Origin of the sequence: Halomonas sp. SH5A2 (assembly GCF_014263395.1) — a bacterium.
In the GTDB taxonomy this organism is placed as follows: Bacteria; Pseudomonadota; Gammaproteobacteria; order Pseudomonadales; family Halomonadaceae; genus Vreelandella.
In genome coordinates, this window is record NZ_CP058321.1 from 3,072,837 (window position 1) to 3,098,484 (window position 25,648).

24 protein-coding genes and 2 tRNA genes are annotated in these 25,648 nt (G+C 58.8%); 5 read left to right on the forward strand and 21 right to left on the reverse strand.

The genetic code is table 11. The features are described 5' to 3' along the window. Positions 1-95 precede the first annotated feature (95 nt). Positions 96-656, reverse strand: coding sequence for a SprT family zinc-dependent metalloprotease (locus tag HXW73_RS14280; protein ID WP_240538648.1), 561 nt, complete (start codon positions 654-656; stop codon positions 96-98). A 48-nt stretch (positions 657-704) separates the two neighbouring features. Between HXW73_RS14280 and HXW73_RS14285 the strand changes: the two genes are divergently transcribed. Further along, a complete protein-coding gene (locus HXW73_RS14285; RefSeq protein WP_186253716.1) occupies positions 705-1,364 on the forward strand; it encodes a YecA/YgfB family protein in 660 nt (219 codons plus the stop codon). A 4-nt stretch (positions 1,365-1,368) separates the two neighbouring features. Here the strand turns inward: HXW73_RS14285 and HXW73_RS14290 are convergent, their stop codons facing one another. From HXW73_RS14290 to ampD, 7 genes are all read right to left on the reverse strand, one after another. Continuing rightward, positions 1,369-2,493, reverse strand: coding sequence for a phospholipase D-like domain-containing protein (locus HXW73_RS14290; RefSeq protein WP_186253717.1), 1,125 nt, complete (start codon positions 2,491-2,493; stop codon positions 1,369-1,371). Positions 2,494-2,512: 19 nt separating this feature from the next. Further along, positions 2,513-3,220, reverse strand: a complete 708-nt coding sequence (locus tag HXW73_RS14295; protein ID WP_186253718.1) for a class I SAM-dependent methyltransferase — start codon at positions 3,218-3,220, stop codon at positions 2,513-2,515. Continuing rightward, the gene (tsaB, locus tag HXW73_RS14300) at positions 3,217-3,915 is read right to left on the reverse strand and encodes a tRNA (adenosine(37)-N6)-threonylcarbamoyltransferase complex dimerization subunit type 1 TsaB (protein WP_186253719.1); all 699 of its coding nucleotides are present in this window, start codon (positions 3,913-3,915) and stop codon (positions 3,217-3,219) included. The genes HXW73_RS14295 and tsaB overlap by 4 nt, the downstream gene beginning before the upstream one ends. 114 nt (positions 3,916-4,029) lie before the next feature. Beyond that, positions 4,030-4,683 (reverse strand): adenylate kinase, encoded by a 654-nt coding sequence (gene adk / locus HXW73_RS14305; protein WP_186253720.1) that lies wholly within the window; start codon positions 4,681-4,683, stop codon positions 4,030-4,032. A gap of 236 nt (positions 4,684-4,919) precedes the next feature. Further along, on the reverse strand, positions 4,920-6,971 hold the full coding sequence (aceF, locus tag HXW73_RS14310; RefSeq protein ID WP_186253721.1) for a dihydrolipoyllysine-residue acetyltransferase: 2,052 nt from the start codon (positions 6,969-6,971) through the stop codon (positions 4,920-4,922). A 58-nt stretch (positions 6,972-7,029) separates the two neighbouring features. Beyond that, positions 7,030-9,702 (reverse strand): pyruvate dehydrogenase (acetyl-transferring), homodimeric type, encoded by a 2,673-nt coding sequence (aceE, locus tag HXW73_RS14315; protein WP_186253722.1) that lies wholly within the window; start codon positions 9,700-9,702, stop codon positions 7,030-7,032. A gap of 377 nt (positions 9,703-10,079) precedes the next feature. Then, complete coding sequence (gene ampD, locus HXW73_RS14320) at positions 10,080-10,655, reverse strand: 1,6-anhydro-N-acetylmuramyl-L-alanine amidase AmpD (protein WP_446718986.1); 576 nt, start codon at positions 10,653-10,655, stop codon at positions 10,080-10,082. A 78-nt stretch (positions 10,656-10,733) separates the two neighbouring features. Between ampD and nadC the strand changes: the two genes are divergently transcribed. Then, positions 10,734-11,588 (forward strand): carboxylating nicotinate-nucleotide diphosphorylase, encoded by an 855-nt coding sequence (gene nadC, locus HXW73_RS14325; protein ID WP_186253724.1) that lies wholly within the window; start codon positions 10,734-10,736, stop codon positions 11,586-11,588. A gap of 10 nt (positions 11,589-11,598) precedes the next feature. Here nadC and HXW73_RS14330 read toward each other — a convergent pair whose 3' ends face one another. Further along, complete coding sequence (locus tag HXW73_RS14330; RefSeq protein WP_186253725.1) at positions 11,599-12,120, reverse strand: GNAT family N-acetyltransferase; 522 nt, start codon at positions 12,118-12,120, stop codon at positions 11,599-11,601. Between the two features lie 115 nt (positions 12,121-12,235). Here HXW73_RS14330 and tsaA point away from each other — a divergent pair, with 115 nt between their 5' ends. After that, the gene (gene tsaA, locus HXW73_RS14335; protein WP_186253726.1) at positions 12,236-12,973 is read left to right on the forward strand and encodes a tRNA (N6-threonylcarbamoyladenosine(37)-N6)-methyltransferase TrmO; all 738 of its coding nucleotides are present in this window, start codon (positions 12,236-12,238) and stop codon (positions 12,971-12,973) included. On the opposite strand, the gene purC is transcribed toward tsaA, so the two are convergent. From purC to dapA, 3 genes are all read right to left on the reverse strand, one after another. Continuing rightward, complete coding sequence (gene purC / locus HXW73_RS14340) at positions 12,970-13,686, reverse strand: phosphoribosylaminoimidazolesuccinocarboxamide synthase (protein ID WP_186253727.1); 717 nt, start codon at positions 13,684-13,686, stop codon at positions 12,970-12,972. The genes tsaA and purC overlap by 4 nt on opposite strands. A 32-nt stretch (positions 13,687-13,718) precedes the next feature. Then, positions 13,719-14,714, reverse strand: coding sequence for an outer membrane protein assembly factor BamC (locus tag HXW73_RS14345; RefSeq protein ID WP_186253728.1), 996 nt, complete (start codon positions 14,712-14,714; stop codon positions 13,719-13,721). A gap of 81 nt (positions 14,715-14,795) precedes the next feature. Continuing rightward, positions 14,796-15,680 carry a 4-hydroxy-tetrahydrodipicolinate synthase gene (dapA, locus tag HXW73_RS14350; protein WP_186253729.1) on the reverse strand — a complete coding sequence of 295 codons (885 nt, stop codon included), beginning with the start codon at positions 15,678-15,680 and terminating at the stop codon, positions 14,796-14,798. 251 nt (positions 15,681-15,931) lie between these two features. Between dapA and HXW73_RS14355 the strand changes: the two genes are divergently transcribed. Continuing rightward, complete coding sequence (locus tag HXW73_RS14355; protein WP_186253730.1) at positions 15,932-16,405, forward strand: peroxiredoxin; 474 nt, start codon at positions 15,932-15,934, stop codon at positions 16,403-16,405. A 64-nt stretch (positions 16,406-16,469) separates the two neighbouring features. Here HXW73_RS14355 and HXW73_RS14360 read toward each other — a convergent pair whose 3' ends face one another. Next, positions 16,470-17,573: an AI-2E family transporter gene (locus HXW73_RS14360; RefSeq protein WP_186253731.1), complete on the reverse strand. Its 1,104-nt coding sequence runs from the start codon at positions 17,571-17,573 to the stop codon at positions 16,470-16,472. After that, a complete protein-coding gene (locus tag HXW73_RS14365; protein WP_186253732.1) occupies positions 17,570-17,833 on the reverse strand; it encodes a sulfurtransferase TusA family protein in 264 nt (87 codons plus the stop codon). The genes HXW73_RS14360 and HXW73_RS14365 overlap by 4 nt, the downstream gene beginning before the upstream one ends. A gap of 149 nt (positions 17,834-17,982) precedes the next feature. Here HXW73_RS14365 and HXW73_RS14370 point away from each other — a divergent pair, with 149 nt between their 5' ends. Then, positions 17,983-19,443: a M48 family metalloprotease gene (locus HXW73_RS14370; protein WP_186253733.1), complete on the forward strand. Its 1,461-nt coding sequence runs from the start codon at positions 17,983-17,985 to the stop codon at positions 19,441-19,443. 61 nt (positions 19,444-19,504) lie between these two features. Here the strand turns inward: HXW73_RS14370 and nadA are convergent, their stop codons facing one another. From nadA to HXW73_RS14405, 7 genes are all read right to left on the reverse strand, one after another. Next, entirely contained in the window at positions 19,505-20,533 is a 1,029-nt protein-coding gene (nadA, locus tag HXW73_RS14375; RefSeq protein ID WP_186253734.1) for a quinolinate synthase NadA, read from the reverse strand. Positions 20,534-20,779: 246 nt separating this feature from the next. Beyond that, positions 20,780-20,855 (reverse strand) — tRNA-Lys (locus HXW73_RS14380). 40 nt (positions 20,856-20,895) lie between these two features. Beyond that, positions 20,896-20,971: transfer RNA gene (locus HXW73_RS14385), tRNA-Lys, on the reverse strand. 103 nt (positions 20,972-21,074) lie between these two features. After that, a complete protein-coding gene (gene rluB, locus HXW73_RS14390) occupies positions 21,075-21,938 on the reverse strand; it encodes a 23S rRNA pseudouridine(2605) synthase RluB (RefSeq protein WP_186253735.1) in 864 nt (287 codons plus the stop codon). Beyond that, positions 21,925-22,752 carry an SMC-Scp complex subunit ScpB gene (gene scpB / locus HXW73_RS14395; protein WP_186253736.1) on the reverse strand — a complete coding sequence of 276 codons (828 nt, stop codon included), beginning with the start codon at positions 22,750-22,752 and terminating at the stop codon, positions 21,925-21,927. Before scpB ends, rluB begins: the two co-directional genes overlap by 14 nt. Then, entirely contained in the window at positions 22,749-23,711 is a 963-nt protein-coding gene (locus tag HXW73_RS14400) for a segregation and condensation protein A (protein ID WP_186253737.1), read from the reverse strand. Before HXW73_RS14400 ends, scpB begins: the two co-directional genes overlap by 4 nt. Positions 23,712-23,816: 105 nt before the next feature. Further along, entirely contained in the window at positions 23,817-25,625 is a 1,809-nt protein-coding gene (locus tag HXW73_RS14405) for a DEAD/DEAH box helicase (protein WP_446718987.1), read from the reverse strand. Between the last annotated feature and the right edge of the window lie 23 nt (positions 25,626-25,648).

A 25,648-nucleotide genomic window follows, 5' to 3' on the forward strand; every position in this document is an offset into this window, starting at 1 on the left:
CCTAGCATAAACCTCTCGGCCCGGCCTTCCCTTTAGACATTGGTATTAACATTTTTAACATTAATTACAACAACTTATACCAAGTAATCAGCGCATCATTCAGCACAATAGACCAAGGTCTCAGCACAATGACGACACCGATAGCGACGACCTTTTACGACCAAAGCATGACGTCGTGGCGTTAGCTGGTGGTCTCGGCAACCGCACCGGTAGCGATAAGGAGCCGGCTGCGCACGCGCCACGTTAAAGCGATGCGTCACCGTGGGCGGCAACCCGAACAGGTCACGCATCACGGTTTTCCATTCACGTCCGTGGGGTTTCAGGCGTGTTCCATCGGCGAGGTGAAACACCAGCCAGTGGGCCATTTCATGAGGGATAACCTCGTCGAAAAACGCGCAGCGGTTTTCATCCAGCAGCACCGGGTTGAACCTTAACCCGCCGCGGCCAAGGTGCGCCTGACCCGCGGAGGCGCCGCGCAGGTCAAACCATACCCCAGGACGAGGTAGCTCGGGATAGACCTCGCGGCAGCGCTGCCAGGCGTGCTCGACGCGCTCGCGGGCTGCCTGGTGCAACGCGTCAGTGGTCAGGGCCGCAAGGGTTGTATCAGGCCAGGGGGGGAGTGGCGTGGTCGTCATTAGTGATAAACTAGCTGTCATGGTGTCATTTTGACCGTTTGTTTCCGCTGCTCATTGACGAGGCTCCTTATGCCAGCGCGCCCCCATCCGCCCGAAGAGGCGACTCCGCCGCAGCCGCTGCTTGACGATGAACAACTCGACAGGCTGGACGACTTTCTCGCGTCAGATCAGGTCGACGAAGATGCCCTTGATCTGATTTCGGCGCACGGATTTCTCGTCGCGCTGGCGGTCGGGCCCAGCGAAGTGCCGCCTACCCAATGGATCGCCGAGCTGTTCCATGGTGAACCCCGCTACACCGACGAGGCACAGCGCGACGATATCATCCATCTGCTCACGCTGCTGCGCGATAACGCCATGGCGGTTCTCGAGCAGGGCGGCTTGCCTGAACTGCCCTTCGAGCTGACTCTTGCCGGCATGCCCGCCGAAGAGACCCCCATCGGTGATTGGTGCGCCGGGTTCATGGAAGGCGTGTTCTGCGATGAGAGCGCCTGGTTCCAGGATGATGAAGAAACCGCGGCCACCCTGCTACTGCCTTTCATGCTGCTGTCGGGACTGTTTGATGACGAGCCCGAGATGGCCGAGATGGCCGGCGACCTGGAACGCCAGGAAGCCCTGGTGACCCAGTTACCTGAGTTGGTGCTCGACCTTTATCTACACTACCGGGTGCCACCGGAAACTCCCAAGCCCAAGCCGCGCCGGAAGACGCCCGCCAAGGGCAAACAGCGCTGATAAGTTACTTGAGCCGCGTCACCAGGGCATCCAGCAACCCATAAACCCACTCTTTGGCGCGCTGCCCACACGGCCGCGCCGCCCATTTCGCAGCATCCACTTCGTCGCTCGCGGTAAAGTGGTGCTCGAAAAGCGTACGCACTTCCTGAGCCAGGCCGGGGTCCTCCACTTCCTGGTTCGCTTCGAGGTTCCAGTGCAGGTTCCAGTGGTCGAAATTGCACGACCCGATACTGACCCACTCGTCGGCCAACACAAATTTAGCGTGGATAAACGTCGGCTGAAACTCGTAGATACGCACCCCGGCCTTGAGCATCGCCTGATAAAAGCGCTGCCCGGCATAGCGCACGCCGGGATGGTCGTGTTTGGCGCCCGGCAGTAACAGCCGTACATCGACACCGCGCCTGGCGGCGCGCACCAATCGTCGCCGCAAGGGAAACGTGGGCACGAAATAGGGCGTACACAACCACAGCCGATGCTTCGCCTGCCCTACCCGTTGATGCAGCGAATAACGAATGGCCTGGTAGCGATAGCCCCTCGCCGACATGACTCGCCCACGCACGCCGTCGGCAAAACAGGGCGGTGTGCGCTGAACGGGCAATGGCTGGCTGCTACGCGCCTGCGCCTTATCGGGGCGCGTTAGCCTTGACCGCCACAACCGCCTGAACAGGCCTTCCCAGTCAGCCACCACCCGGCCTTCAACCCGCACCGCAATTTCATACCAGGCGTCAAGAAACTCATCGACCGCGCCAAAGCCGCCGGTGAACGCCAGCTCTCCATCGACCACCACGATCTTGCGGTGGTCGCGGCTCAAGTTGCGCGCCAGGGAGTGAAAACCCAGCGGGTTAAAAAAGCGCAGTTGGACACCTGCTTTGAGCAAGCGACGCCGGTCCTGGCTCGACAATCCCATCGAGCCAAACCCGTCCAGCAGCAAACACACCGTGACCCCGCGCTTGACCGCGTCGACCAGCGCCTCGCTGACGCGATCCGCCAACCTGCCCGACTCCATCAAATAGAGCTCTATCAGCACATAATGCTGGGCATGATGAATGGCCTCGAGCATCGCGGGTAGAAACCGCGACGCCTCAGGAAGCAGGGTAAAGCGATTGCCTTCGCGCCAGATCGGCGACATTCCCCCTCCTTGGTGAGCGTTAGCGCGTCAGGGCGCGATGGACATACATATCGTAGCGACTGGTTTTGCCTTCCAGCGTGTGCTGGGGCGCAGCCCCGGCAATCGGCGGCGCCTTCCGCGGTCGTTTGACCACTACACGGTGGGTGGCCACCTCCAGCGCAGCTTCCAGCAGGCGAGGTGCATCGTCATCGTCGCCCGCCAGCTCGCGAAACAGGCGCATCTCTTTTTTAACCAACGCCGATTTTTCGCGGTGGGGAAACATGGGGTCAAGATGGACCACCTGGGGATCAAAGGACGCGTCAGCTACCAGCGCGGCCAATGCCTCAGCGGCGTCCCCCTGGCGCAACGTCATACGCGCCGCAATGGGCGCGGTGTCGGCAGTGCTGGCGGCACGGGACAAACCATCGGCAAGCAGGGCGGCAATTGCCGGAACGCGCTCGATCATCAATACCGATGCGCCCAGGCTTGCCAGAACAAACGCATCGCGGCCCAGTCCGGCCGTGGCATCGACCACGTGTGGGTTGACCCCTTTGTTCAAGCCGCAGGCCTTGGCCACCAACTGACCTCGCCCACCGCCAAACTGACGCCGATAGGCAGCGCGACCCGCCACGAAGTCGACACCGAGCGGTTTGCCGAACTGCCGCTCATCGCCGGTTAACACCAGCTGCCCATCGCGGTAAGCAAGCGTTAAACCGGCGGGCAGTTCGCCGACATCAGGCAGCGTCATGCGGGCTTTTTCCACGCCACTTGGTTGCGCAGATAGACCGGCTGCACGGCGTGGGCTGGCTGCCCTAACCCGGCGGCGAAGTCCCGGCCAGCCAGCCAGGCCATTTCTTCGGCACGCGGCTCCAGGTCGGCCAGATGGTGCGTCATTGCCGCCTGAAACGGCGTGTTGAACTGCTCCCAAAGCGTAAAGCCTGTGCCGACGCCTACCCAGTCGGTTTCATCGTCGGGCAGTTGCACCACCTCGGGCGCCAGTACGGCCTCGTCGCCTTGACGGCGCACGCTGTCATTCAAACAGTGCCACGTCGCCACATAGACTTCCCCCATGCGAGCATCCAGCGCGGTCACCACATGGCGCAAGTGATAGCGGCGATGAGACTGAAGCGCCAGCGCTTCCAACGTGGAGATGCCCAACAATGGTCGATCCAGCCCAAACGCCAGGCCCTGGGCCACCCCGGCGGCAATGCGCAGCCCGGTGAACGCGCCAGGGCCGCGGCCATAGGCAACCGCATCCAACTGGCTTGGAGTAATCTGGGCATCGCCCAACACCTCGTCGACCATCGGCAACAGCCGCCGGGTATGCGCACGCGGCGTCATTTCAAAGCGCGCAACGCATTCGCTGTGGTCGGCGTCCTGGCGTAGCAAGGCAGCCGAGCAGGCGCTTGAGGACGCATCGAGGGCGAGTAGATATAGCGACATACGATTCAGCACTCGTGGGGAAATATACGAACAGTATACCTTTGGCTTGCCCATACGACGATGACCCGCGCTCGGCGGGCCATCACGGATTGGCTTGTGTTTGCCTAGGGAGCCTTAACTCAGCGCTTCGGTTACCTGACGGGTAATCTCATCCACGCTTCCGACCCCTTCAACGCGGTGGTATTGCGGTGCCGCCTCGGGATCCTGTTTAGCCCACTGCTGGTAATAATCGACCAGCGGTGCCGTTTGCTCATGATAGACCGCCAGCCGATTACGCACGGTCGCTTCCTGGTCATCCTCGCGCTGGATCAGCGCTTCGCCCGTCACGTCATCCTTGCCCGGCTCTTTGGGCGGATTGTGCTCGACATGGTAGACCCGGCCCGATTCAGGGTGCACGCGCCGACCCGCCAGACGGGTGACGATTTCTTCATCGGGCACGGCAATTTCCAGCACGTGGTCAAGCTTGACCCCGCCTTCCTTCATGGCGTCAGCCTGAGGAATGGTGCGCGGGAAACCGTCGAATAGAAAGCCATTGGCGCAGTCGGGCTGGCTGATACGCTCTTTGACCAGGTCGATAATGATATCGTCAGACACCAGGCCGCCGCTGTTCATGATCTCTTTGACCTTGAGGCCCAGCTCACTGCCATCCTTGATCGCCGCACGTAACATATCGCCGGTGGAAATCTGGGGAATGTTATAACGCTCGCAGATGAACTGAGCTTGAGTCCCCTTCCCCGCCCCGGGGGCACCCAACAGGATTAAACGCATGGCACTGCTCCTTGAATAATAGAAATGCAATAAATCAATGTGCCGACAATAACCGTGCCTCTCAGGCGACACAACTACCCAAAAGCCTGAAAGCCCAGTTATGAAGGCATTTTTTCAAATAAAATCAGCCAAGTGACGCCCAACCTGTACTTTGGTCGCCCTTGTGCTCAAAAACCGGCGGCCCAAACACAAGCGGCGCCCTTTCGGACGCCGCTTACCAGACCCTCTATCGCCACTTACAACAGTAAACGACGAATATCGGTCAGGACATCCGCGAGGAACGCGGTAAAGCGTGCTGCATCGGCACCGTTGATCGCACGGTGGTCGTAGGACAGCGACAGCGGCATCATCAGCCGCGGCTGGAAGGCGCTGCCATCCCATACCGGCTTCATCTGCGACTTGGAAACGCCCAGAATCGCCACTTCCGGCGCATTGACGATTGGCGTGAACGCGGTACCACCAATCGAGCCCAGGCTCGAAATGGTAAAGCAGCCGCCGGTCATCTCGTCGCGTTTGAGCTTTTTGGACTGCGCTTTCTTGCCCAGCTCAGCCATTTCCTTGGCAATCTCGATCAGGGATTTCTGGTCGGCGTTACGCACCACCGGGACCATCAAGCCTTCTGGCGTGTCCACCGCAACCCCGATATGCACGTAGTTCTTCCATACCAGCGTTTCGCCGTCACCTTTCAGGCTAACGTTGAACTGCGGGAACTTGCGCAGTGCAAAGGCACAGGCTTTCACCATAAATGGCAGCGGCGTCAACTTCGCGCCCTGAGCCTCGGCTTCGGCCTTCATCGACTTGCGGAAGTTTTCAAGCTCGGTGATATCCGCTTCGTCGAACTGGGTGACGTGGGGTACGTTGAGCCAGCTGCGATGTAGATTGGTCGCGCCCATTTTGAGCAGACGTCCCATCGGCTTCTCTTCGACCTCGCCAAACTGGCTGAAGTCGACTTCCGGCACCGGCGGTATACCTGCGCCACCGGTAGCGGCGGGCGCTGCACCGGGCTGCGCTTTGCCCTGATTGGCAATCGCCTGCTTCACATAAGCCTGAACGTCTTCTTTCAGCACGCGGTCTTTCGGGCCGCTGGGCTTAACCAGGCCCAGATCGACACCCAGTTCACGCGCCAGCATACGTACGGCGGGGCCAGCATGAACCAGCTTGCCATCCCGCGGTTTGTGCGATGCCATCTGCGCTTCGGGGCTGGGGGTGCCAGCAGGCGACGCGGCAGACTTTTCGCTCGAGGGGCTGGCGCTCTGCGGCTGGGCTTTTTCAGGTGCCGCTTTATCAGGTGCAGCTTTCTTCGAAGCTGTCTGCTTGGCACCCGCGACTTCGATATAGCCGATCACATCGCCTTCGGAGACCGTGTCGCCCTCTTTAACGGTCAGCTCGAGGAGCTTGCCTTTGTAGGGACTCGGGACATCCATCGACGCCTTATCGGATTCCAGTGTGATCAGCGGGTCTTCTTCATTGACCTCGTCACCGGCCGCTACGCCAATTTCAATAATCGGCACGTCGGAGGAACCAGACAGATCCGGTACGCGAATCTCTTTGCGCTCCGGCTCGCCGCTGGCGGCTTCTTCTGGCTCGTCATCCGGCTCAGCCGCCGCTTGTGGTTCACTGCTGGCCTGGCTGGACGCCTGCTCGTCTGGCGCATCGTCTGCATCGCCGCCTTCACCGGCGATTTCCATTTGTCCAATGACATCGCCTTCCGAGACCGTATCGCCTTCTTTAACGCTGAACGAGACGATTTTACCGGTGTGTGGACTCGGCACGTCCATGGAGGCTTTATCGGACTCCAGGGTGATCAAGGTGTCTTCGGCGTCAACATCATCGCCTTCGCTCACCGCGACCTCAATGATTTCAACGTTATCCGAGCCACCCAGATCGGGCACTTTGATATCCACGGTCTGCTTGCCGCCGGATGCCTTTTTGGCAGCAGGCTTCGAGGGTTCCGGTGCAGATGCTTTGGCGGGCGCTTCATTCTGCTGGCTGTCGGATGACTCAGCGGCGGCCTCGTCGCTATCACCGCCGGCATCGGCATCGCCACCGCCTTCGACTTCCAGCTCGACGATATCGTCGCCTTCTGAGACCGTATCGCCCTCTTTGACCAGCACTTTGACGACCTTACCCCCTTTCGGAGCGGGAACGTCCATACTGGCTTTATCGGATTCGAGCGTGATCAGGGTGTCTTCTGCTTCAATGACATCGCCTTCCGACACCGCAATCTCGATGATTTCGACATCGGTATCGCCACCGATATCGGGAACTTTGATGATTTCGCTACTCAAGGTCGCGCTCCTTTAAAATCGGATCGAGCCGGCGGGCACTAGCCCGCCGGGCAGCGGATCAGCTGGTCAGCGGGTTCGGCTTGTTGACATCGATGCCGTACTTCTTCAAGGCGTCACCGACAAGCTTGCGATCGATTTCACCACGGTCTGCCAGTGCGCGCAGCGCCGCGACGGTGACGAAGTAACGGTCGACCTCAAAGAAGTAACGCAGCTTCTCGCGGGTATCGGAACGACCAAAGCCGTCGGTACCCAGTACGGTGTAATCGTTCGGCACCCAGGCACGCACCTGATCGGCGTATAGCTTCATGTAGTCGGTAGACGCGATCACCGGCCCTTCACGGCCTTCCAGACACTTGGTGACGTGAGGCTTGTTGGCCTCGGCATCCGGGCTCAGGAAGGCTTCACGGTCCAGCAGCAGCGCTTCACGACGCAGTTCATTGAAACTGGTCACGCTCCAGATATCCGCGCCGATTCCCCAGTCGTTTTCAAGCAGTGTGGCAGCTTCTTCGACTTCGCGCAGGATCGTACCCGAGCCCAATAGCTGCACGCGGCCCTTCTTGCCCTTGGTTTCGCGCAGCAGGTACATGCCTTTGACGATATCGTCGACGGGCACGGTTTCAAGCTCAGGGTGCTCGTAGTTCTCGTTCATTACCGTCAGGTAATAGAAGCAGTTCTCCTTATCGGTGAACATGCGCTTCATACCATCCTGCAGGATTACCGCCACCTCATGAGCATAGGTCGGGTCGTAGCTTCTGCAGTTGGGAATGGTCGATGCCTGAATCAGGCTGTGACCGTCCTGGTGCTGCAAACCTTCGCCGTTGAGCGTCGTACGGCCTGCGGTGCCGCCGACCATGAAGCCACGTGCCTGAAGGTCGCCTGCCGCCCAGGCCAGATCACCAATACGCTGGAAACCGAACATCGAGTAATAGACGTAAAACGGCAGCAGCGTAACATTGTTGTTGCTATACGAAGTCGCCGCTGCAATCCACGCCGACATCGCGCCTGCTTCGGAAATACCTTCCTCGAGAATCTGACCCTTCTGATCTTCACGGTAGAACATGATCTGGCCTTTATCGACCGGCTCATACTTCTGCCCTTCAGAGGTATAGATCCCCAACTGACGGAACATGCCTTCCATGCCGAAAGTACGCGCTTCGTCAGGAATAATCGGCACCACTTTTTTGCCGATTTTCTTGTCTTTGACCAGCCCGTTCAGCACCCGCACAAAGGCCATGGTGGTGGACACTTCGCGCCCTTTGGAACCGCCCATTTGCGAGGCAAAGGCTTTATCTTCGAGGCTGGGAATTTCCAACGCGTCGAAGTCGCTGCGACGGCTGGGCAAATAGCCACCCAGGCGCTCGCGCTGGAGGTGCAGGTACTTAAGCTCGGGGGAATCCTGTTCCGGCATGTAGTACGGCACGTCTTTGAGCTGTTCGTCGGTCAGCGGAATCCCGAAGCGATCACGGAAGGTCTTGAGCGCTTCGTGTTCCATGCTCTTGACCTGGTGGGCTTCGTTGGCGGCTTCGCCATCGCCGCTACCCATGCCATAGCCCTTGACGGTATGCGCCAGGATGACCGTGGGCTTGCCGTTTGAGGTGTTGACCGCCTCGTGGTAGGCCGCGTAGACCTTGAACGGGTCGTGACCACCGCGGTTGAGCTTCCAGATGTCCTCGTCGGAGAGGTCTTTGACCATCTCTTCGGTTTCTGGATACTTGCCGAAGAAGTGCTCGCGGGTATAAGCCCCGCCGTTGGCCTTGTAGTTCTGGTACTCGCCGTCGACCGCTTCGTCCATGCGGTTTTGCAGGACGCCTTTCTTGTCCTTCTCGAACAGCGGATCCCAGTGGCGACCCCAGACGACCTTGATAACGTTCCAGCCCGCACCGCGGAAGACACCCTCGAACTCGTCCATGACGCGGGAGTTACCGCGCACCGGACCGTCCAGGCGCTGTAGGTTACAGTTGATGACGAAAATCAGATTGTCGAGGTTCTCTCGACCTGCCAGGGAAATGGCCCCCAGGGATTCCGGCTCGTCGCACTCGCCGTCACCCATGAAGCACCAGATCTTGCGGTCGTACATGTCTTTCAGCTCACGGTGATGCAGGTACTTCATCACGTGCGCCTGATAGATCGCCTGGATCGGACCAAGGCCCATGGAGACCGTCGGGAACTGCCAATAATCCGGCATCAGCCAGGGGTGCGGGTAGGATGACAAGCCATCCCCATCGACTTCCTGACGGAAACGGTCCATCTGTTCTTCGCTCAGACGGCCTTCCAGGTAAGAACGCGCGTAGATGCCCGGCGCCACATGGCCCTGAATGTAGATCAGGTCGCCTTCAAAGTCGCCCTGAGGCGCGCGGAAGAAGTGGTTAAAGCCCACGTCATACAGCGTGGCCGACGACATGAAGCTGGCAATATGGCCGCCCAGGCCGGGCTTGGCGCGGTTGTTGCGAATCACCTGGGCAATGGCGTTATAGCGGATCAGGGAGCGGATACGGCGCTCCATGAATAGGTCGCCAGGCATCGGCGCTTCGCGGTGAACCGGAATCGTATTACGATGCGGGGTTGTCACCGAGAAGGGCACCCTCATGCCGTCCCGACGCAGGCGGTCCGCCAGGCGGGTCATCAGGTAGCGGGCACGATCTTCGCCCTCACGATCCAATACCGATTCCAGGGAATCAATCCATTCCGTGGTTTCGATCGGATCGAGATCTTCTCTTGTCTCCAGACTCATAGAGGTCTCTCCGAATGACGATAAATGACAATCAACCCCGCTAGCCCGTCGGGCCTGGGGCGGCTGTGGTGTGTCGCCACCACTGGCATGCTGGTAATCGACGCCTGAGCGTCGTCTGTTTTTTCTTCTACATTCAACGAGCTACCTACATGAAAATGTAGTAAAGCTACATAATTGTTGTAAAAGTTAGCCTTTTGTATATGCGAAGATACCGCAAAGTCGCCACGCTGCCAATTCCAGTAACACCTAAAAGGCTATCGAAAACAAACTATTGCACCGCAACATAAGGCATTGTTAAGACACCAGGCGAGTCGACCAAGGCACAAGCCGGTGTAGTCAAACTACCGTTTTAATTTCTTGGCCCATCACGACTTAAATCATCTTTCAGGGTCGAACACCTGACGCCAATAGGCCCAATCAAACGTTGGCCCGGGGTCGGTTTTACGCAACGGCGCCACCCTTGCATGACTGGTCACACGATCAGGGGTAAGCGCAGGATAACGGTCCAACAGCCACTCAACGGCTTCGGCCAATGCCATATACTGGGCCTTGGTAAAGGGCGTCGTTTCATCGCCTTCCAGTTCGATACCCACCGAGAAATCATTGAGCGCTTGCCGCCAGCGCAGCTGGCGAGGATCCCACCACCGGGAACGTCCTGCGTGCCAAGCCCGCTGGTCGGTGTCGACAAACTGGACGCACTCGCCATCACGTCGAATCAGCAGGTGGGCGGATACCTGTAAATGAGCGATGGCGGCAAAATAAGGATGTGCCTCGGGATCTAGCTGGTTAGTAAATAATGCCTCTATAGCCGCTCCCTGAAACTGACCAGGCGGCAGGCTGATAGCATGGATCAGCAGCAGCGATACTTCCTCATCGGGGCGCTGGTCTGCATTTGGCGACGCCACTTGGCGTGCGCCTTGCCATCGGCCAGGAGAAGATTGTAAGTCAATCACGCGAAGGACTCCTCTACGTTGGCGCACTCTTTCACTATAATGCCGGTCATCGACGTTAACGCCCAGAGAATTGATGCCATGCATTACCAAACTGCACTTGCCGAAGAAATCCGCTCCAGTGCTGCGCGCCTGCTCGCCGAAGATGTGGGGCCTGGCGACATCACCGCCCAGTTGATCCCTGACCACCAGTTGGCGACGGCGGAGGTCATTACCCGCGTCCCGGCCGTGCTGTGCGGTGTTGCCTTTGTCGACGATATTTTCCGCCGCTTGGACAGCCGCGTCGCACTTCACTGGCAAGCCGCCGATGGCGACCGACTGGAGGCCGGGCAATGTTTTCTCACCCTGGAGGGCCCCGCGCGTAGCCTGCTGACCGGCGAGCGCGCCGCCCTCAACGTGCTGCAAACCCTGTCGGCCACGGCGACAACGACCCGCACCTATGTCGACCTTATCGCCGATACCGGCGTGCGCTTGCTGGATACCCGCAAGACGCTACCCGGCATGCGGCTGGCACAGAAATACGCCGTCATGTGCGGCGGCGGCCACAATCATCGCATTGGCCTGTGGGATGCGTTTCTGATCAAGGAAAATCATATCGCCGCCTGCGGCGGCATCCAGGCGGCTGTCGCCCAGGCGCGTAAGCTGGCCGCCGAGCTGCCCGTTGAGGTGGAGGTCGAAAATTTTGCCGAGTTGGAGCAGGCGCTTACTGCAAAAGCGGATGTGATTATGCTGGATAACTTCAGCCTGGATGAACTGCGCACGGCCGTTGAGCTGACGGCCGGTAGCGCCACGCTTGAAGCGTCGGGGAATGTCAATGCCGAGACGCTGCGCGCGATTGCCGAGACGGGGGTCGACTGTATTTCCTGCGGCACCTTGACCAAGGACATCCAGGCCATTGACCTGTCGATGCGGGTCACCCGCCAGGCGACCCGCTAACCGTGAGCGATTAGGTCTCGACGGCATTGAGTCGCTTCAGCAACCGAAAACGCTGCAGCGGCTCACCGCCACGCTCGACCCACTGCTCACCCAAGTTTTGCCAGCCGCGTCGCAGCAGCCGTTCGTAAAGCGTCAGGCTTGCTTCGATCTGGATACGGTCAATGCCTTGCTCCAACAACCACCGCTCAGCGTGAATCAACAGCGTGGTGCCGATCCCGCGCCCGTTGAGCGATGGCCATACGTAGAGCGTCTCAACCCGACCAGCTGGCACATCCAGCTCGATAAACCCAACGCAGCGCCCGTCACAGCTGGCAACCAGCGTCGTATATAACGCCTGGCGCGCTGACCAGGCGCTGGCCTCACGGGGTAAGACACTCGCCCATGCACGTCGCTGCGCCAGGCTGTAACGCGTCGCGGCACCTTGCATGACGGCATGGTAAAACACCTCCGCTTGATCAGCGGCGTCTCGGGCGCGTGCCAAGCGGTAAGTAACCCGAGCCGTCGAGGGCTGTGCAATCTGTTCGTCTGTCATGTTTCACCATGTGAGCGTTATCGCTTTCTTTTTCAAGGCATGCTCAGCACCACTGTACTGACGACACGGCTGTTTTATACTCAGCCTCTGGTTTTCCCTTTGATAAGGCAGTGTGATGCATCATGCCCCACTCAGCGAGTCCTTTTCGCTGACACCTATCGGCTATGTGGTAAGCGACTATGCCGATAAATTTGGCGTTCCCCGCCAGCCAGGCCTGGCGCCTGCCGCCAACGCAGAATTGATACTTAGCCCGCCCTACGACGACCCGCTGGCAGTACGTGGGCTCGACGCGTTCAGCCATGTGTGGATAAGCTTTATCTTCCACCAAAGCCCGGAACGTTGGACGCCTCTCGTCAGACCGCCGAGGTTAGGCGGCAACCGGAAAGTAGGCGTGTTTGCCAGCCGCAGCACACATCGCCCCAACCGGCTTGGCCTGTCGCTAGTCGAACTCAGTCGTATCGACACACGCCAGGGCGTGCGCCTAATACTGTCAGGCTGCGATCTGGTCAACGGGACGCCCGTGGTGGATATTAAACCCTACCTCCCCTGGGCTGAAGCACACCCTCAGGCGCAGGCGGGATTTGCCCCCGCCCCGCCCGAACAATTGATGGTGCACTTCAGCGCCACGGCGCTGGATCAGCTGACCAAGCGCGCTGACCGCGACTCGCTCAAGGCGCTGATCGAGCAGGTCATTGGCCAGGACCCTCGACCGGCCTACCAGCACAGCCAACCCTCCGAGCGGGTTTACGGCGTGCGGCTTCGCGATGTGGACGTCAAATTTTGTCCGCGCCAGAACGGCGAAACCACCACGATGGAGGTGGTGGCTATCGACACGTTAGCGGCTGAACGTTAGCGGGGAAAGGTAATCCCCAGGCGGCGGCCAACTTCCTCGTAGGCTTCAATCACGCCGCCAAGGCCCTGACGAAAACGGTCCTTGTCGAGCTTCTCGCGGGTATTGGCATCCCATAACCGGCATCCGTCGGGGGAAAACTCATCACCCAGCACCACCTGGCCGTTAAATACGCCAAACTCAAGCTTGTAATCCACCAGCAGCATATCGCCCTCCGCGAACAGCTGCTTGAGCACGTGGTTGACCTTGAAGGTGAGCGTTTTCATCTTGACGAGTTGCTCAGGGGTCGCCCAGCCAAAAGTTTCGGCCAGCGACTCATTGATCATCGGGTCGCCCTTGTCATCGTTCTTAAGGAACAACTCGAAGGTCGGCGGGGTCAGCGCGATGCCTTCCTCAACACCGAGGCGCTTGACCAGACCGCCCGCGGCGATATTGCGCACCACGCATTCCACCGGGATCATCTGCATTTTCTTGACCAGACTTTCTGTGTCAGAAAGCTGCTTCTCGAAATGCGTCGGAATGCCCGCGTCTTCCAGGCGTTCCATGATGAAGGCGTTGAAGAGGTTATTCACCATCCCCTTGCGCGCCAGCGACTCTTTTTTCTTGCCGTCAAAGGCGCTGGTGTCATCACGAAACTCAAGTACCAGCAGGTCCGGATCATCGGTGGTGTAGACAGATTTTGCCTTACCGGCGTAGAGTTCTTGGCGCTTTTCCATGGGTGCTCCGCAAAGAGGCAAAAGTCATTGAATTAACGTAAATAGCCGGCTACCCGCTCAAGCAGTTCGCGCTCGGCGCTTTCACTCAACGGTTGCTCACCAGCCGCCTTGGCGCGAAGCACGCTTTGGTCGCCGCGAGGCTCAACGACCAGGCGCACTTCTCGTGCCTGCTCGCTTGTATCGGTGAACAAAACCATCTGCAACAAACTTCGGTCGCGCTGTTCGCGGGCCAGATAGCTTACAAGGAAGGCATAATTATCAGGATCGGCGGCGAGCAACTCGCGCTCGTCAGCTTGATCGAAGTCCTGCGCAAGATAGTAATGGATTTCAGCCCATACGCGATCCGCCGCGTAAGGCATTGCCACTTCCCATCCATCGCCAAGCTGACGAAGCGAAAGAAGTTCATCGTTTTGCAAACGCTGCGCGCTCCAGGACGATGCAGTGGCTGAGGCGGTTTGAGAAGCCGCAGTGTTGGGGCTTAGGTAGGATTGTAGTGCCTCAAGACAGCTTGCCATGCTTTGTCCACCGCGCTCGCAGCGAACTTCACTGCTGCCCTCGCGGAGACCGCTCTGCAAACGGAATTCAGCCTGGGAAGTGACCAGAACACCGTCACTGGCGCGGCTTTCCTGAACGACCAAGCCGCGCTGACGTACGAAGCTTTCGAGCTGCGTCCAGACGCTACCCGGATCAGCTGCCACCACTAACCAGCGCTGGTCGCCGATCTCGCGGCTTTCAACGTAATCAACTTCCGTGCTTTGCCCAACCGTAAGAGGTTGAGGAGGACGTACCTCGGTAACGCCATCACGTGCTCGCTGGCTGACGGCTTCCGGCACCGGCAGTGCCTCGCGATAACGCTGGGTATTGCGAGTTTCGGGTAATACCAACGGCGACGCAGGTTCTACGTCGGCATAATCCAAATTGCGATCATCATAAAAACCTTCATCCCGGGCGCAACCGGCAAGCGTCACAGCACCTGCCAGGGCCAGCGGAATCCATTTCAGCGCGCGTTTTTCAAGCACAGAGCTCATCAAGCCACCTTAACAGTCAACAGATCGTTTACCTGACGCCATGCAACACAGGATCGCCAAGTAGCAAAAATTCTTTGCGGTTTATTCCTCGACAACCCCCGCAAGCTGCAGGGCTTCGCTGACCGTGGCGTGATACTTGTCTGACAGCCACGTCAACGGCAGACGAATGCCCGCGTCTGCGTAACCCATTCGGTTTAACGCCCACTTTACCGGAATAGGGTTGGACTCGATCCCCAGGTTGGTATGCAGCGGCATCAAGCGTGTGTTGATCTGGTGTGCCTTATCCGCATCCCCGGCTACCGCAGCAACGCACAGCTCATGCATGGCATTGGGTGCGACGTTCGCAGTCACCGAAATATCACCATGCCCACCCATCAGCATGAAATCACAGGCAGTGGCGTCGTCACCCGAGTACAGCATGAAGTCGCTGCCCTTGAGGCGGGCGATAAGGTCTTCCGCACGCTCCAGGTTACCCGTAGCATCTTTCAAGCCGATGATATTGTTAATCTCGGCCAACCTGACAACCGTCTCATTATAAAGATCTGAGCAAGTACGTCCCGGCACATTGTAAAGAATGACCGGTAATTTACTGCCTTCAGCCACCGCTTTGAAGTGCTGGTAGAGGCCTTCCTGGGTTGGCTTGTTATAGTAAGGACATACGGACAGACAATAGTCAGCGCCAACTTCACTGGCATAACGCGCCAGCTCGACGGCTTCAGAGGTCGCATTGGCCCCTGTACCGGCGATCACCGGAATGCGTCCATCCACTTCCTCGACCACACTGCGTATCACGTCAAAGTGCTCGGCAAACGACATGGTTGTCGGCTCCCCGGTGGTACCTGCGGCCACAATCCCGTCGGTGCCATTGTCGAGATGGAAGTTCACCAGACGACGAAGCGCCTCCCAGTCGATGTCGCCATTGACTTTCATCGGCGTCGCCAGGGCGACGATGCTGCCTGTGATCATCCTTTTTTCCTCACCTGCAAGTGGTTAAATCGAGCGTCTGAATATCACGAGATAAGGAGCCGAGCTAGTGCTTTACGCAGCGTGCCATCATCTCAACAGGAATCCACAAAGGACAAATGGTACTCAGGCCGCTCGACCCTGTACAGCGGAAAGCGCGGCGAGTTTTGCCCCAGCGATGCTTTCTTCTTTGACATGCGGCGCAAGCTTGCGTGTAATCGCCTTTGAAAACCACTCTACCTGAGGAATATTTTATGCCACTAGAGATAGGCCAGACGGTCCCCGATTTTTCAGCACCGGCAACGGGTGATACCACCCTGACGCTATCCGAGCTTCGCGGCCAGCAGGTTGTTGTGTACTTCTATCCCAAGGCCAGCACACCGGGGTGCACCACCGAAGGCGGCGACTTCCGCGACCGCAAAACCGATTTTGACGCTGCGAACACGGTGATTGTGGGTGTTTCCCGGGACGGTATCCGCGCCCAGGAAAACTTCAAAGCCAAACAGGACTTCAACTTTACGCTGGTGTCAGACAAGGACGAGACGGTCTGCCAACTATTTGATGTCATCAAGCTTAAAAAGCTATATGGCAAAGAGCACTTAGGCATCGAACGCAGCACCTTTCTAATTGACAGCGACGGCAAGCTCGCCCAGGCCTGGCGGGGCGTCAAAGTGCCCGGTCACGTCGATGAAGTGCTCGCGGCGGCTCAGGCACTTAACGCGCGTTAAACGCCCCTCCCCATCTGCTTAGCGGATGGGGATAAACCAAGCCTACCCAGCGAGCTATCTTCCATCACAGCGACTCTTCGCTGGCAAGAGCGTGATGACCCTCATCGCGCCCTTGCATTCCCCGCGGCCATGCATGCACCAATGCCTTCAGCAGCGTGGCAAGTGGAATGGCAAAAAACACCCCCCAGAACCCCCATATCCCGCCGAAGAACAACACCGCCACAATCACTGATACCGGGTGAATATTGTTGGTTTCCGAGAACAGCACCGGGGCAAGCACGTTGCCATCCAATGCCTGAATAACCCCATAAGCCACCAGCACGTAGGCAAACGATTCGCTTAACCCAAAATGAAACCCGGCCACTGCCGCGACAGGCAAGGTGGCAACGGCCGCGCCGATATACGGCACCAGGACCGAAAAGCCGACCAATACAGCCAGCAGCGCTGTGTAAGGCAATTGAAAGAACGAAAACGTGATAAAGGCGACGGTGCCGACAATAATGATCTCGATAAACTTGCCGCGAATATAGTTGGCAATCTGGTCGTCCATTTCATGCCAGATACGCGTCATCAATGCCCGCTTTTGCGGCAGTAGCGACAGCGTAAAGCCGACCAGCACCTCACGATCCTTGAGCATGAAAAAGACCAGAATAGGCACCAGCACCAGATAGATAATCAGCGATAAAAGGTTGCCCAGGGATGCCAGCGATAACGTCAGGGCACGCTGACCTAACTGGCTTATCTCGCGGCTCGCGACACCAATCCAGTTTTGCATTTGATCTGGGGTAATCAGGTTGGGGTAGCGCGATTGCAGTTCATCCAGCCAACTCTGCCCGCTGGCAAACATGCGCGGCGTTTCCTGGACAAGGCCAATCAGTTGATCCCATATCAGCGGCAGCAAAATAAACGCCAGGGCCAATAGCACGCTGACGAACCCGAGAAACACCACGATCACTGAGAGCAGATGAGGAATGCCACGACGGGTCAAGGCGCCCACCACGCCCTGAAGCAGGAAAGCGACGACCAACGCGGTAAAAAAAGGCGCCAACATACGGCCGAACCAGATCACCGCGGCAAATCCAGCGATGAGCACCACAAGCAGGATCAAGGCTTCTTCGTCTGAAAAATACCGTTCGACCCAGCTTTTTAAGATCGTTCGCATGGTCATGAGCGCTCGCCTTCTGCCTTGCGAAGCCAATAATGGTAGATATCGCCACGCTGCTCGCGGGCTTCCAGATGATGAGCACTCTGCTCGGCAAAGGCTTCTATATCACGCCACGAGCCTGCATCCGTGGCGCGCACTTCCAATAACTGCCCCGGGGCAAGGCCCGCCAAGGCCTGCTTGGCCTTGAGCAACGGTAACGGGCAATGAAGCCCGCAGGCGTCGAGCACGCTATCAGGCTGTAACCGCGTTGTTTGCTCTACCATTTTTCTCCCCTCAAAAAAGACCCTGCACGTATCGCCCATTGTTGCATAGACTGTGCAGTATTGACTGCGCATTGATTTAACGGCACTTCACAGCGTGAATCAATGTCATAAGTAGTCACCTAGCGCTTTCCATCACCGATGAGGATGCCATGCCGCGCTTTTTTAACGCCTCAGCAGGCTGGACGCGCGCCTTAGCGCTCGCCTGCAGTACGACGTTGTTAACCCCTTCGTCTGCCATCAGCGACGAGCAGACGTTACCCAGCCTGGGCAGCAGCTATTCGTCGGCTAGCAGCGAAGAACACCGGCTGGGCCGCGCCTGGCTTCGTCAGTTCCGCGCCCACGCACCCCAATGGCAGGATCCGATTGCCCATGATTACTTGACCAGCCTCGTTGATCGCCTGGCCCCGCACAGCCAACTTGGCGACCTGGACGTGACTACCGTCATGGTCGACCACCGAACGCTCAATGCCTTTGCCGTCCCCGGCGGCGTGGTAGGGATCAATGCTGGCCTGTTCGCCTTTGCTGAAGACGAAGGCGCCTTTGCCTCGGTCATTGCCCACGAACTTGGCCACTTATCCCAGCGCCACTATGCACGTAGCAGCGAGCGCGCTGAACAGACACAGCTACCGGCCATGGCCGGAATGCTGGCCGGATTACTGATCGCGGCCGGCGGTGGTGGCAATGCGGGCATGGCCGCCGCTATGGGGTCTCAGGCTGCCCTCATTCAGGACCAGCTCACCTACTCACGCCGCTACGAGCAGGAAGCAGACCGAGTGGGTCTTCAGGCCATGGCCGCTGCCGGCTACGACCCTGAGGCCATGGCGCGCATGTTCCGCACCTTGCAACGCATGGCCAGCCTCCAGGGCGGTACGCCGCCGGAGTTCCTGCTGACCCACCCTGTGTCGGAATCTCGCTTGAGCGATGTGCAATCGCGGGCCGCCCAAATGAACATTGCCTCAAGCTACTCAAACGACATGCTCTACGACATGATTCGCGGCCGTGCCTTATTGCAGATTCACCAACAGTCGCCCCGACAAGCCGTTTCCCGCTTGGCTCAGGAAGACGCCAACGAAGTGGCACAGCGCTATGTGACCGCTCTGGCCGACGCTCAGTCCGGCCAAGTGGACGCCGCGCTACAAGCGCTTGATCAACTGCGCGATGAACAGCCTGATCTTGCCATGTTACCGGCGTCGGCGGCAGAAGTTGCGCTTCAGGCGCAGCGCTATGATGAAGCGATCCAGCGCAGTCAGCGATTACTGCGCTTAATGCCTAACTACTTGCCTGCCCAACTTATATTAGCCGAGGCGCAACTTCAGCGAGATCCCAATGCGGCCTATGACATCCTGCGCGACGTCACCGCGCAATATCCTGAAAACCCGCAGGGTTTTAACCTGCTGGCAGAAGCTGCCGGGCGAAGCGGGCGTAACGGCTTGGGTCATCTGGCCCGGGCGGAATATCTTCAGCTGACCGGGCGCATGGATAGCGGTATTCGCCAGTTGGATATAGCCGAAGACGCCGCTGAACGCGAAAACGATCAGCGGACGCTGGCACGCATCGAACAGCGTCGCGAGGATTTCATGGACTACCGCGAGGCCTTGGAAGAGTTCTAGGCGCAACCGATTCAGGCATCACGGTTATACGGACGCACGGCCAGACTGGCCGTGCGCGTTGTTAAGCGTTGAAGTTAAGCATACGCTCCAGCGGCTTGAGCGCCTGTTGGCGCAATTCACTGCTGACCTGAATCTCGCCGCTGCCCTCCCGTAACGCGCCCGCCAGATTGTCGAGAGCGTTCATTGCCATCCACGGGCAATGCGCACAACTACGGCAGGTCGCGCCGTTACCCGCCGTCGGTGCCTCGAACAGCGTCTTATCGGGGACCGCTTGCTGCATCTTGAAGAAGATACCGCGATCGGTTGCCACAATCAGCTGTTCGTTGGGGAGGGTTTTGGCCGCGTTGATAAGCTGCGATGTCGACCCCGCCACATCGGCCAACTGAACCACCGGTTCAGGCGACTCCGGATGAACCAGCACGGCGGCATCCGGGTACAGCCGCTTGAGGTCCTCGACGCCTTTCGCCTTGAACTCCTCGTGGACAATACAGGCACCGTCCCACATGAGCATATCGGCACCGGTTTTTTTCTGGATGTAGCCACCCAGGTGTTTATCGGGCGCCCAGAGGATTTTTTCGCCTTTGGCCTGAAGGTGCTCGATTACATCGACAGCGATGGATGAGGTGACCACCCAATCGGCGCGCGCCTTGACGGCAGCCGACGTATTGGCATAAACGACCACGGTGCGGTCAGGATGGGCATCACAAAAAGCGCTGAACTCGTCGGCAGGGCATCCGATATCCAGGGAGCAGGTCGCCTCCAAGGTGGGCATCAGCACGCGTTTTTCAGGCGACAGAATCTTGGCGGTTTCGCCCATGAAGCGCACCCCGGCCACCACCAGGGTGGTGGCATCGTGGCGGGCCCCGAAGCGTGCCATTTCCAGCGAATCGGCCACGCAACCGCCGGTCTCTTCTGCCAATTGCTGAATGGCGTCGTCGGTATAGTAGTGCGCTACCAATACGGCGTTGTGCTGGTTAAGCAACTGCTTGATTTCCGCTACGCGCGCCTGGTCTTCGGCGGGTATGCGGGTCGGGCAGTACGGGCTGGGGAGCGGAGCATCAAGCTCAGCTTGAGTAGTCATAATAGTCATCGTGTCTACCACTGTGACGAACAGGGAATCCCCCTGCTAAACATCAGTCACGGCGTATGCACTCCGCACGCGCCGCTCTCATTGGCAAAAACCGCTGCGTCTTTCGCGTTGGATTTCTGCCGGTCTCAACAATCATGAGACTATTTTGGCGGGAAATGGTTGCTGACGGCAAGTCGAATTGTCAGGCATCAACCGTGCGCATATAGCAAAACACCCCTGACAGCGGACTGTCAGGGGTGTCGAATCTGGTGGGTCGTGCAGGATTCGAACCTGCGACCAATTGATTAAAAGTCAACTGCTCTACCAACTGAGCTAACGACCCGCTGCTCACGCGGCGGTGGCAAATCTAAATAAAGTTCGGCTGGTGGGTCGTGCAGGATTCGAACCTGCGACCAATTGATTAAAAGTCAACTGCTCTACCAACTGAGCTAACGACCCGCCCGAACGGATGCATATCTTACGGACCACCTACGCTATCCGCAAGTCTTTTTTGAACTTTTGGCTCAAACACCGTGCGATTTGCACCCGTCGAAAACAACGCTCAGCGCCGCTTGGGCTTGCGCATCGCTTGTACGGGGCGGCGCTTGTTTTTATCGCGACTCCAGCGGTTTTTTTCGTCCGGCGTCAGCTCGGGGACCTTGCGGGTTTCAAGCTGGGCCAGCGCGGCCAAGTCATCTACCTCATCCTGGGAAAGCTCGACCCATTCTCCCGCCTTGGCGCGCTTATCGAGGAAGATGTTGCCGTAACGGACGCGTTTCAAACGACTTACCGTCAGTTCCTGGGACTCCCAGAGTCGACGGACCTCGCGATTTCGGCCTTCCAGAATGACCACATGGAACCAGGTGTTGATCCCTTCGCCACCAAATTCCTGGACATCAGTGAACCGGGCGGGACCATCTTCCAGCATCACGCCGTCCACCATGGCCATGATATGTTCGCGCTTCACTTCTCCCATCACGCGCACCGCGTATTCACGCTCGACTTGCGTTGAGGGGTGCATCAAGCGGTTGGCCAGTTCGCCGTCGGTGGTGAACAGCAAAAGCCCGCTGGTGTTGATATCCAAGCGACCGATGGCAATCCAACGCTCGCCTTTCAAGCGCGGCAGGCGGTCAAACACGGTACGACGGCCTTCGGGATCCTTACGGGTACACAGCTCGCCTTCCGGCTTGTTGTACATGATCACCCGGCGCGGTGTTTCATCTTCTGCTCTAAGCGTTACCAGCCGGTCGTCAAGACTGACCTTGTCGCGCGCTTCAACACGATCGCCCAGTTTGGCGACCTGATTGTTGACCTTGACGCGGCCGTCAGCAATCACGGTTTCCATTTCACGCCGCGAACCAAGACCGGCACGGGCGAGGACTTTTTGCAGTTTTTCGCTGCTAGGAGGAGTATTACTCTGACTCATGGTCGTCTGACCTCTCATCATGGGTCTGCGTGCGCGCGTCCTGGTCATCGGAGCGCTGCGCACGTGCCGCCAGGCGTGCCTCTAGGTCGGCAAAGCTCAGCGGCTGGGTTAACGCCGTCTCGGCGTGCGTCTCGGCACTATCGGCCGTTTCGGGTGGCGCATCCTGCACGGTTTCGGACGCGTCGTCCAGTGCTTCTTGCTTGTCAGGAGGCGGCGAATCCGGCAGCAGCGTTTGGCTATCGTTCGCGTCAGGCACATCAGCCGTGTCTTGGCCATCGCCTTCCCCGCTGACCAGCGCGTGCATCGGCGGCAGGGCATCCAGGGTTTTCAATCCGAAATCGTCCAGAAAACTGCGCGAGGTCGCGTAAACCGCCGGCCTTCCCGGCACGTCGCGATGCCCGACCACACGTATCCAGCCGCGCTCCATCAGGGTACGCATGATCGAGCTGCTCACGCTGACTCCGCGGACATCTTCGATGTCACTGCGGGTCACCGGCTGCCGGTAGGCAATCAGTGCCAGGGTTTCGAGCAGCGCCCGTGAGTAACGCTGGGGGCGCTCATCCCATAGCCGCGATACCCACTGGGACAGCCGCGGGCGAATACGCAACTGATACCCCGATGCGGTTTCGATAAGCTCCAGGGCACCGTGTTCATGACGTTCGCCCAATCGGGCCAGCACCTCACGAAGCTCGTGTCGAGACGGGCACTCACCATCCAGAAACAGCGTTTCCATGCGCTCCAGCGGAAGTGGCTCCCCCGCCGCCAACAACGCGGCTTCGAGTATTTCGTCCAGTGCCGAATGAATCTCACTCATTTTGTTTCCCTGTCGGCGGGTGCTTCAAACGCGCTTTCTTCGTGACGATGTTCGCCTTCATCATCTCCTTCAAAAGCGTCTTCAGGGTCATGGCCGTCGCTAATGGCAGCGGGTCGCGCACGCACATGGATCGGCGAGAGCGGGGCATTTTGCACAATGTCGATCATGGCTTCCTTGGCGAGCTCCAGAATCGCCATAAACGTCACCACAACGCCTGCCCGCCCCTCTTCCAGGGTAAAAAGCGAGGCAAAGGGCACGTAGTGCGGCTCGCCGCCCTCCCCGCCAAGCTGCTCCATGATGGCAAGCATCCGCTCACGGGTGGAGAGTACCTCACGGCTAATATGGTGAGCCTGGGCAAGCTCGGCGCGCTTGAGAATATCGGCCAGTGCGCCCAGCAGCTCGTCCAGCTCGACCGGCGGGTGAATGACCCGCGCCTCCAGCGGCGGCAAACCTGCCTGCGCGCTGAACCAGTCGCGGCCGACGCGCGGCAGCGTATCCAGCGACTCGGCAGCTTCCTTGAGACGTTCGTACTCTTGCAGGCGGCGGATCAACTCGGCCCGCGGGTCCTCTTCTTCCTCACCCTCCGCTTTGGGCGGCCGGGGCAGCAAGGTGCGCGACTTGATCTCGGCCAACATCGCCGCCATCAGCAGATACTCGCCGGCCAGCTCGATTTCCATGGCCTTCATTAGTTCCACGTATTCAATGTACTGATGGGTAATAGTGGCCACATTAATGGTCAGAATATCCAGGTTCTGGCGGCGAATCAGGTACAGCAATAAGTCAAGCGGCCCTTCAAAGGCTTCCAAAAAGACGCGCAGCGCCTCCGGGGGGATATACAAATCCTCCGGCAATTGAGTAATCGGCTCGTTGAACAGCCGCCCCAGCGCTTCGGCCACCGGCGCTGTGTCCGAGGTGTCCGTGCTTGAGGGGGCTTGAATAGCGCTTGGCGTCTCGCTCACGCGGGTCGGTTCCTCAGTTAGATAGGCGATTATTAACGCCTAACGTGTCTGCTAATGGAGCAATACCCCAATATCGACATGACTTAATAACGTGATCAAGCCACCTTAACCTGCATCGCTGGCTTTGCGGTAGCGGCCCTGATAATCAAATAGCTTATCGCGAAGCTGCCAGTGACGCCCCACCTTGCGCCCGACCACGAAGTCGGGATGGCGCAGGCGGCGCTGTTCGCTGACGACCTCTTGCGGCGTGGCAGGTTGCCAGGGCGTGCCCGGCGCGCGCAAATGATCGCGCAAAAAGGCAACGTAGAAAGCGCGACGTTGCGCCGACGTTTCCAGGGCAAACCATTCCGCCAGGCTCGCGCCGTCTTCATCATAGTAGGTGACCTTGAGTCGCGGTAGCCCGCGCCCGTTGGTGGTGGCTTCCAGCGTCATACCGCTGACCCTTAGCACCTTGGCGTCTTTCAGCTTCAGGGCATCCTTGAGCTTGTTATCCGCGTCGACCAGCAGCGTTTGGCAGCCGTGACAACGGCGGGCGGCGATATCGTTCTCGGCGCCGCATTCATCGCAGACTTTAAAGCGAAAGCGAAATTCGCATTGGCGGCGCGTGCCGTCTTCATCCTGCACAAGCCCCTGGCAGCGGCGGCCAAAATGCTCGATCACCAGTTCACCGTCGCGCTTGCCCCAGTAGAGGTTGGCATGGCCACAATCAGGGCACGTGACCTGCACCGGCTCGCTATCGCTATCCGGCTTGGGCTCACCCACCTCTGGCGCGTAGAGATCCCAGGGGTTGCCTGCATAGTCGAGCACCAGACAGTCCTGCTTGCCAGGCGACAGCCGCAGCCCTCGACCCACCATCTGCTGATACAGGCTGACCGACTCGGTAGGCCGCAGTATCGCAATCAAATCCACATGCGGGGCATCAAAGCCAGTGGTCAGCACGGCCACGTTGACCAGGTATTTAAGTCTTTGGGCTTTGAAGGCCTCGATAACCGCCGTGCGATCCTGGGATACGGTGGCACCGGTAATCAGCGCCGCCTGCCCCGTCGGCAGATAGTCCATGATCTCTTCCGCATGGGCCACGGTCGCGGCAAAGATCATCACGCCCTGGCGCCCCTCCGCCAGCTCGACGACCTGGCGGATAATACCCGGCGTGGCTCGATTACCCGCCACCACCTGATTCAACGCCGCCTCCGTGTAGGCGCCCGTCGCCGCCGGTACCAGGCGGGAAAAATCATACCCTTCAACCGCCATATCCCGCCGCTTGGGCTCGGCCAGATAGCCTTGCTTGACCATCAACCTGAGGGGTTGCTCGAACACGCAGTCGCGAAAGAAGCAGTCATCACTGCCTTTCACCATGCCGTGATAATGGTGGTGGTAGATAAATCCTTGCCCCAGGCGATAAGGCGTTGCCGTAAGGCCGAGTATTTTAAGCTGCGGATTTTGCTGTTGCAGGTGGTCGATGACCTGACGATAGCTGGCGTCTTCATCCAGCGAAACGCGATGGCACTCGTCGACCACCAGCAAGGTAAAACGGCCGTCGGCAAACCGGTCCAGGTTTCGCACCACCGACTGCACCGAGCCAAACACCACCTGCCGCTCGGCCTCTTTACGCTTCAACCCGGCGCTGAAAATATCGGCCTCCAGGCCGTAGGCCTGATACTTTTCATGGTTCTGCTCGACCAGTTCGCGGACGTGTGCCAGCACCAGCACTCGCCCCCGCGCCAGACGAGCAAGCTCGGCAATCACCAACGATTTACCGCTTCCCGTGGGCAATACCACCACCGCCGGGGCGTGGGACGCACGGAAATGCTCAACCACGCTGCTAACCGCCTGGCTTTGATAGGGACGTAGCGTGGGGGTCATCGCATCAGCGGCGAAAGGCGGCCCTGAGGCCGCCTTTTGGGGGTGTGTCATTCATCACCTGACATTTGTGCGTC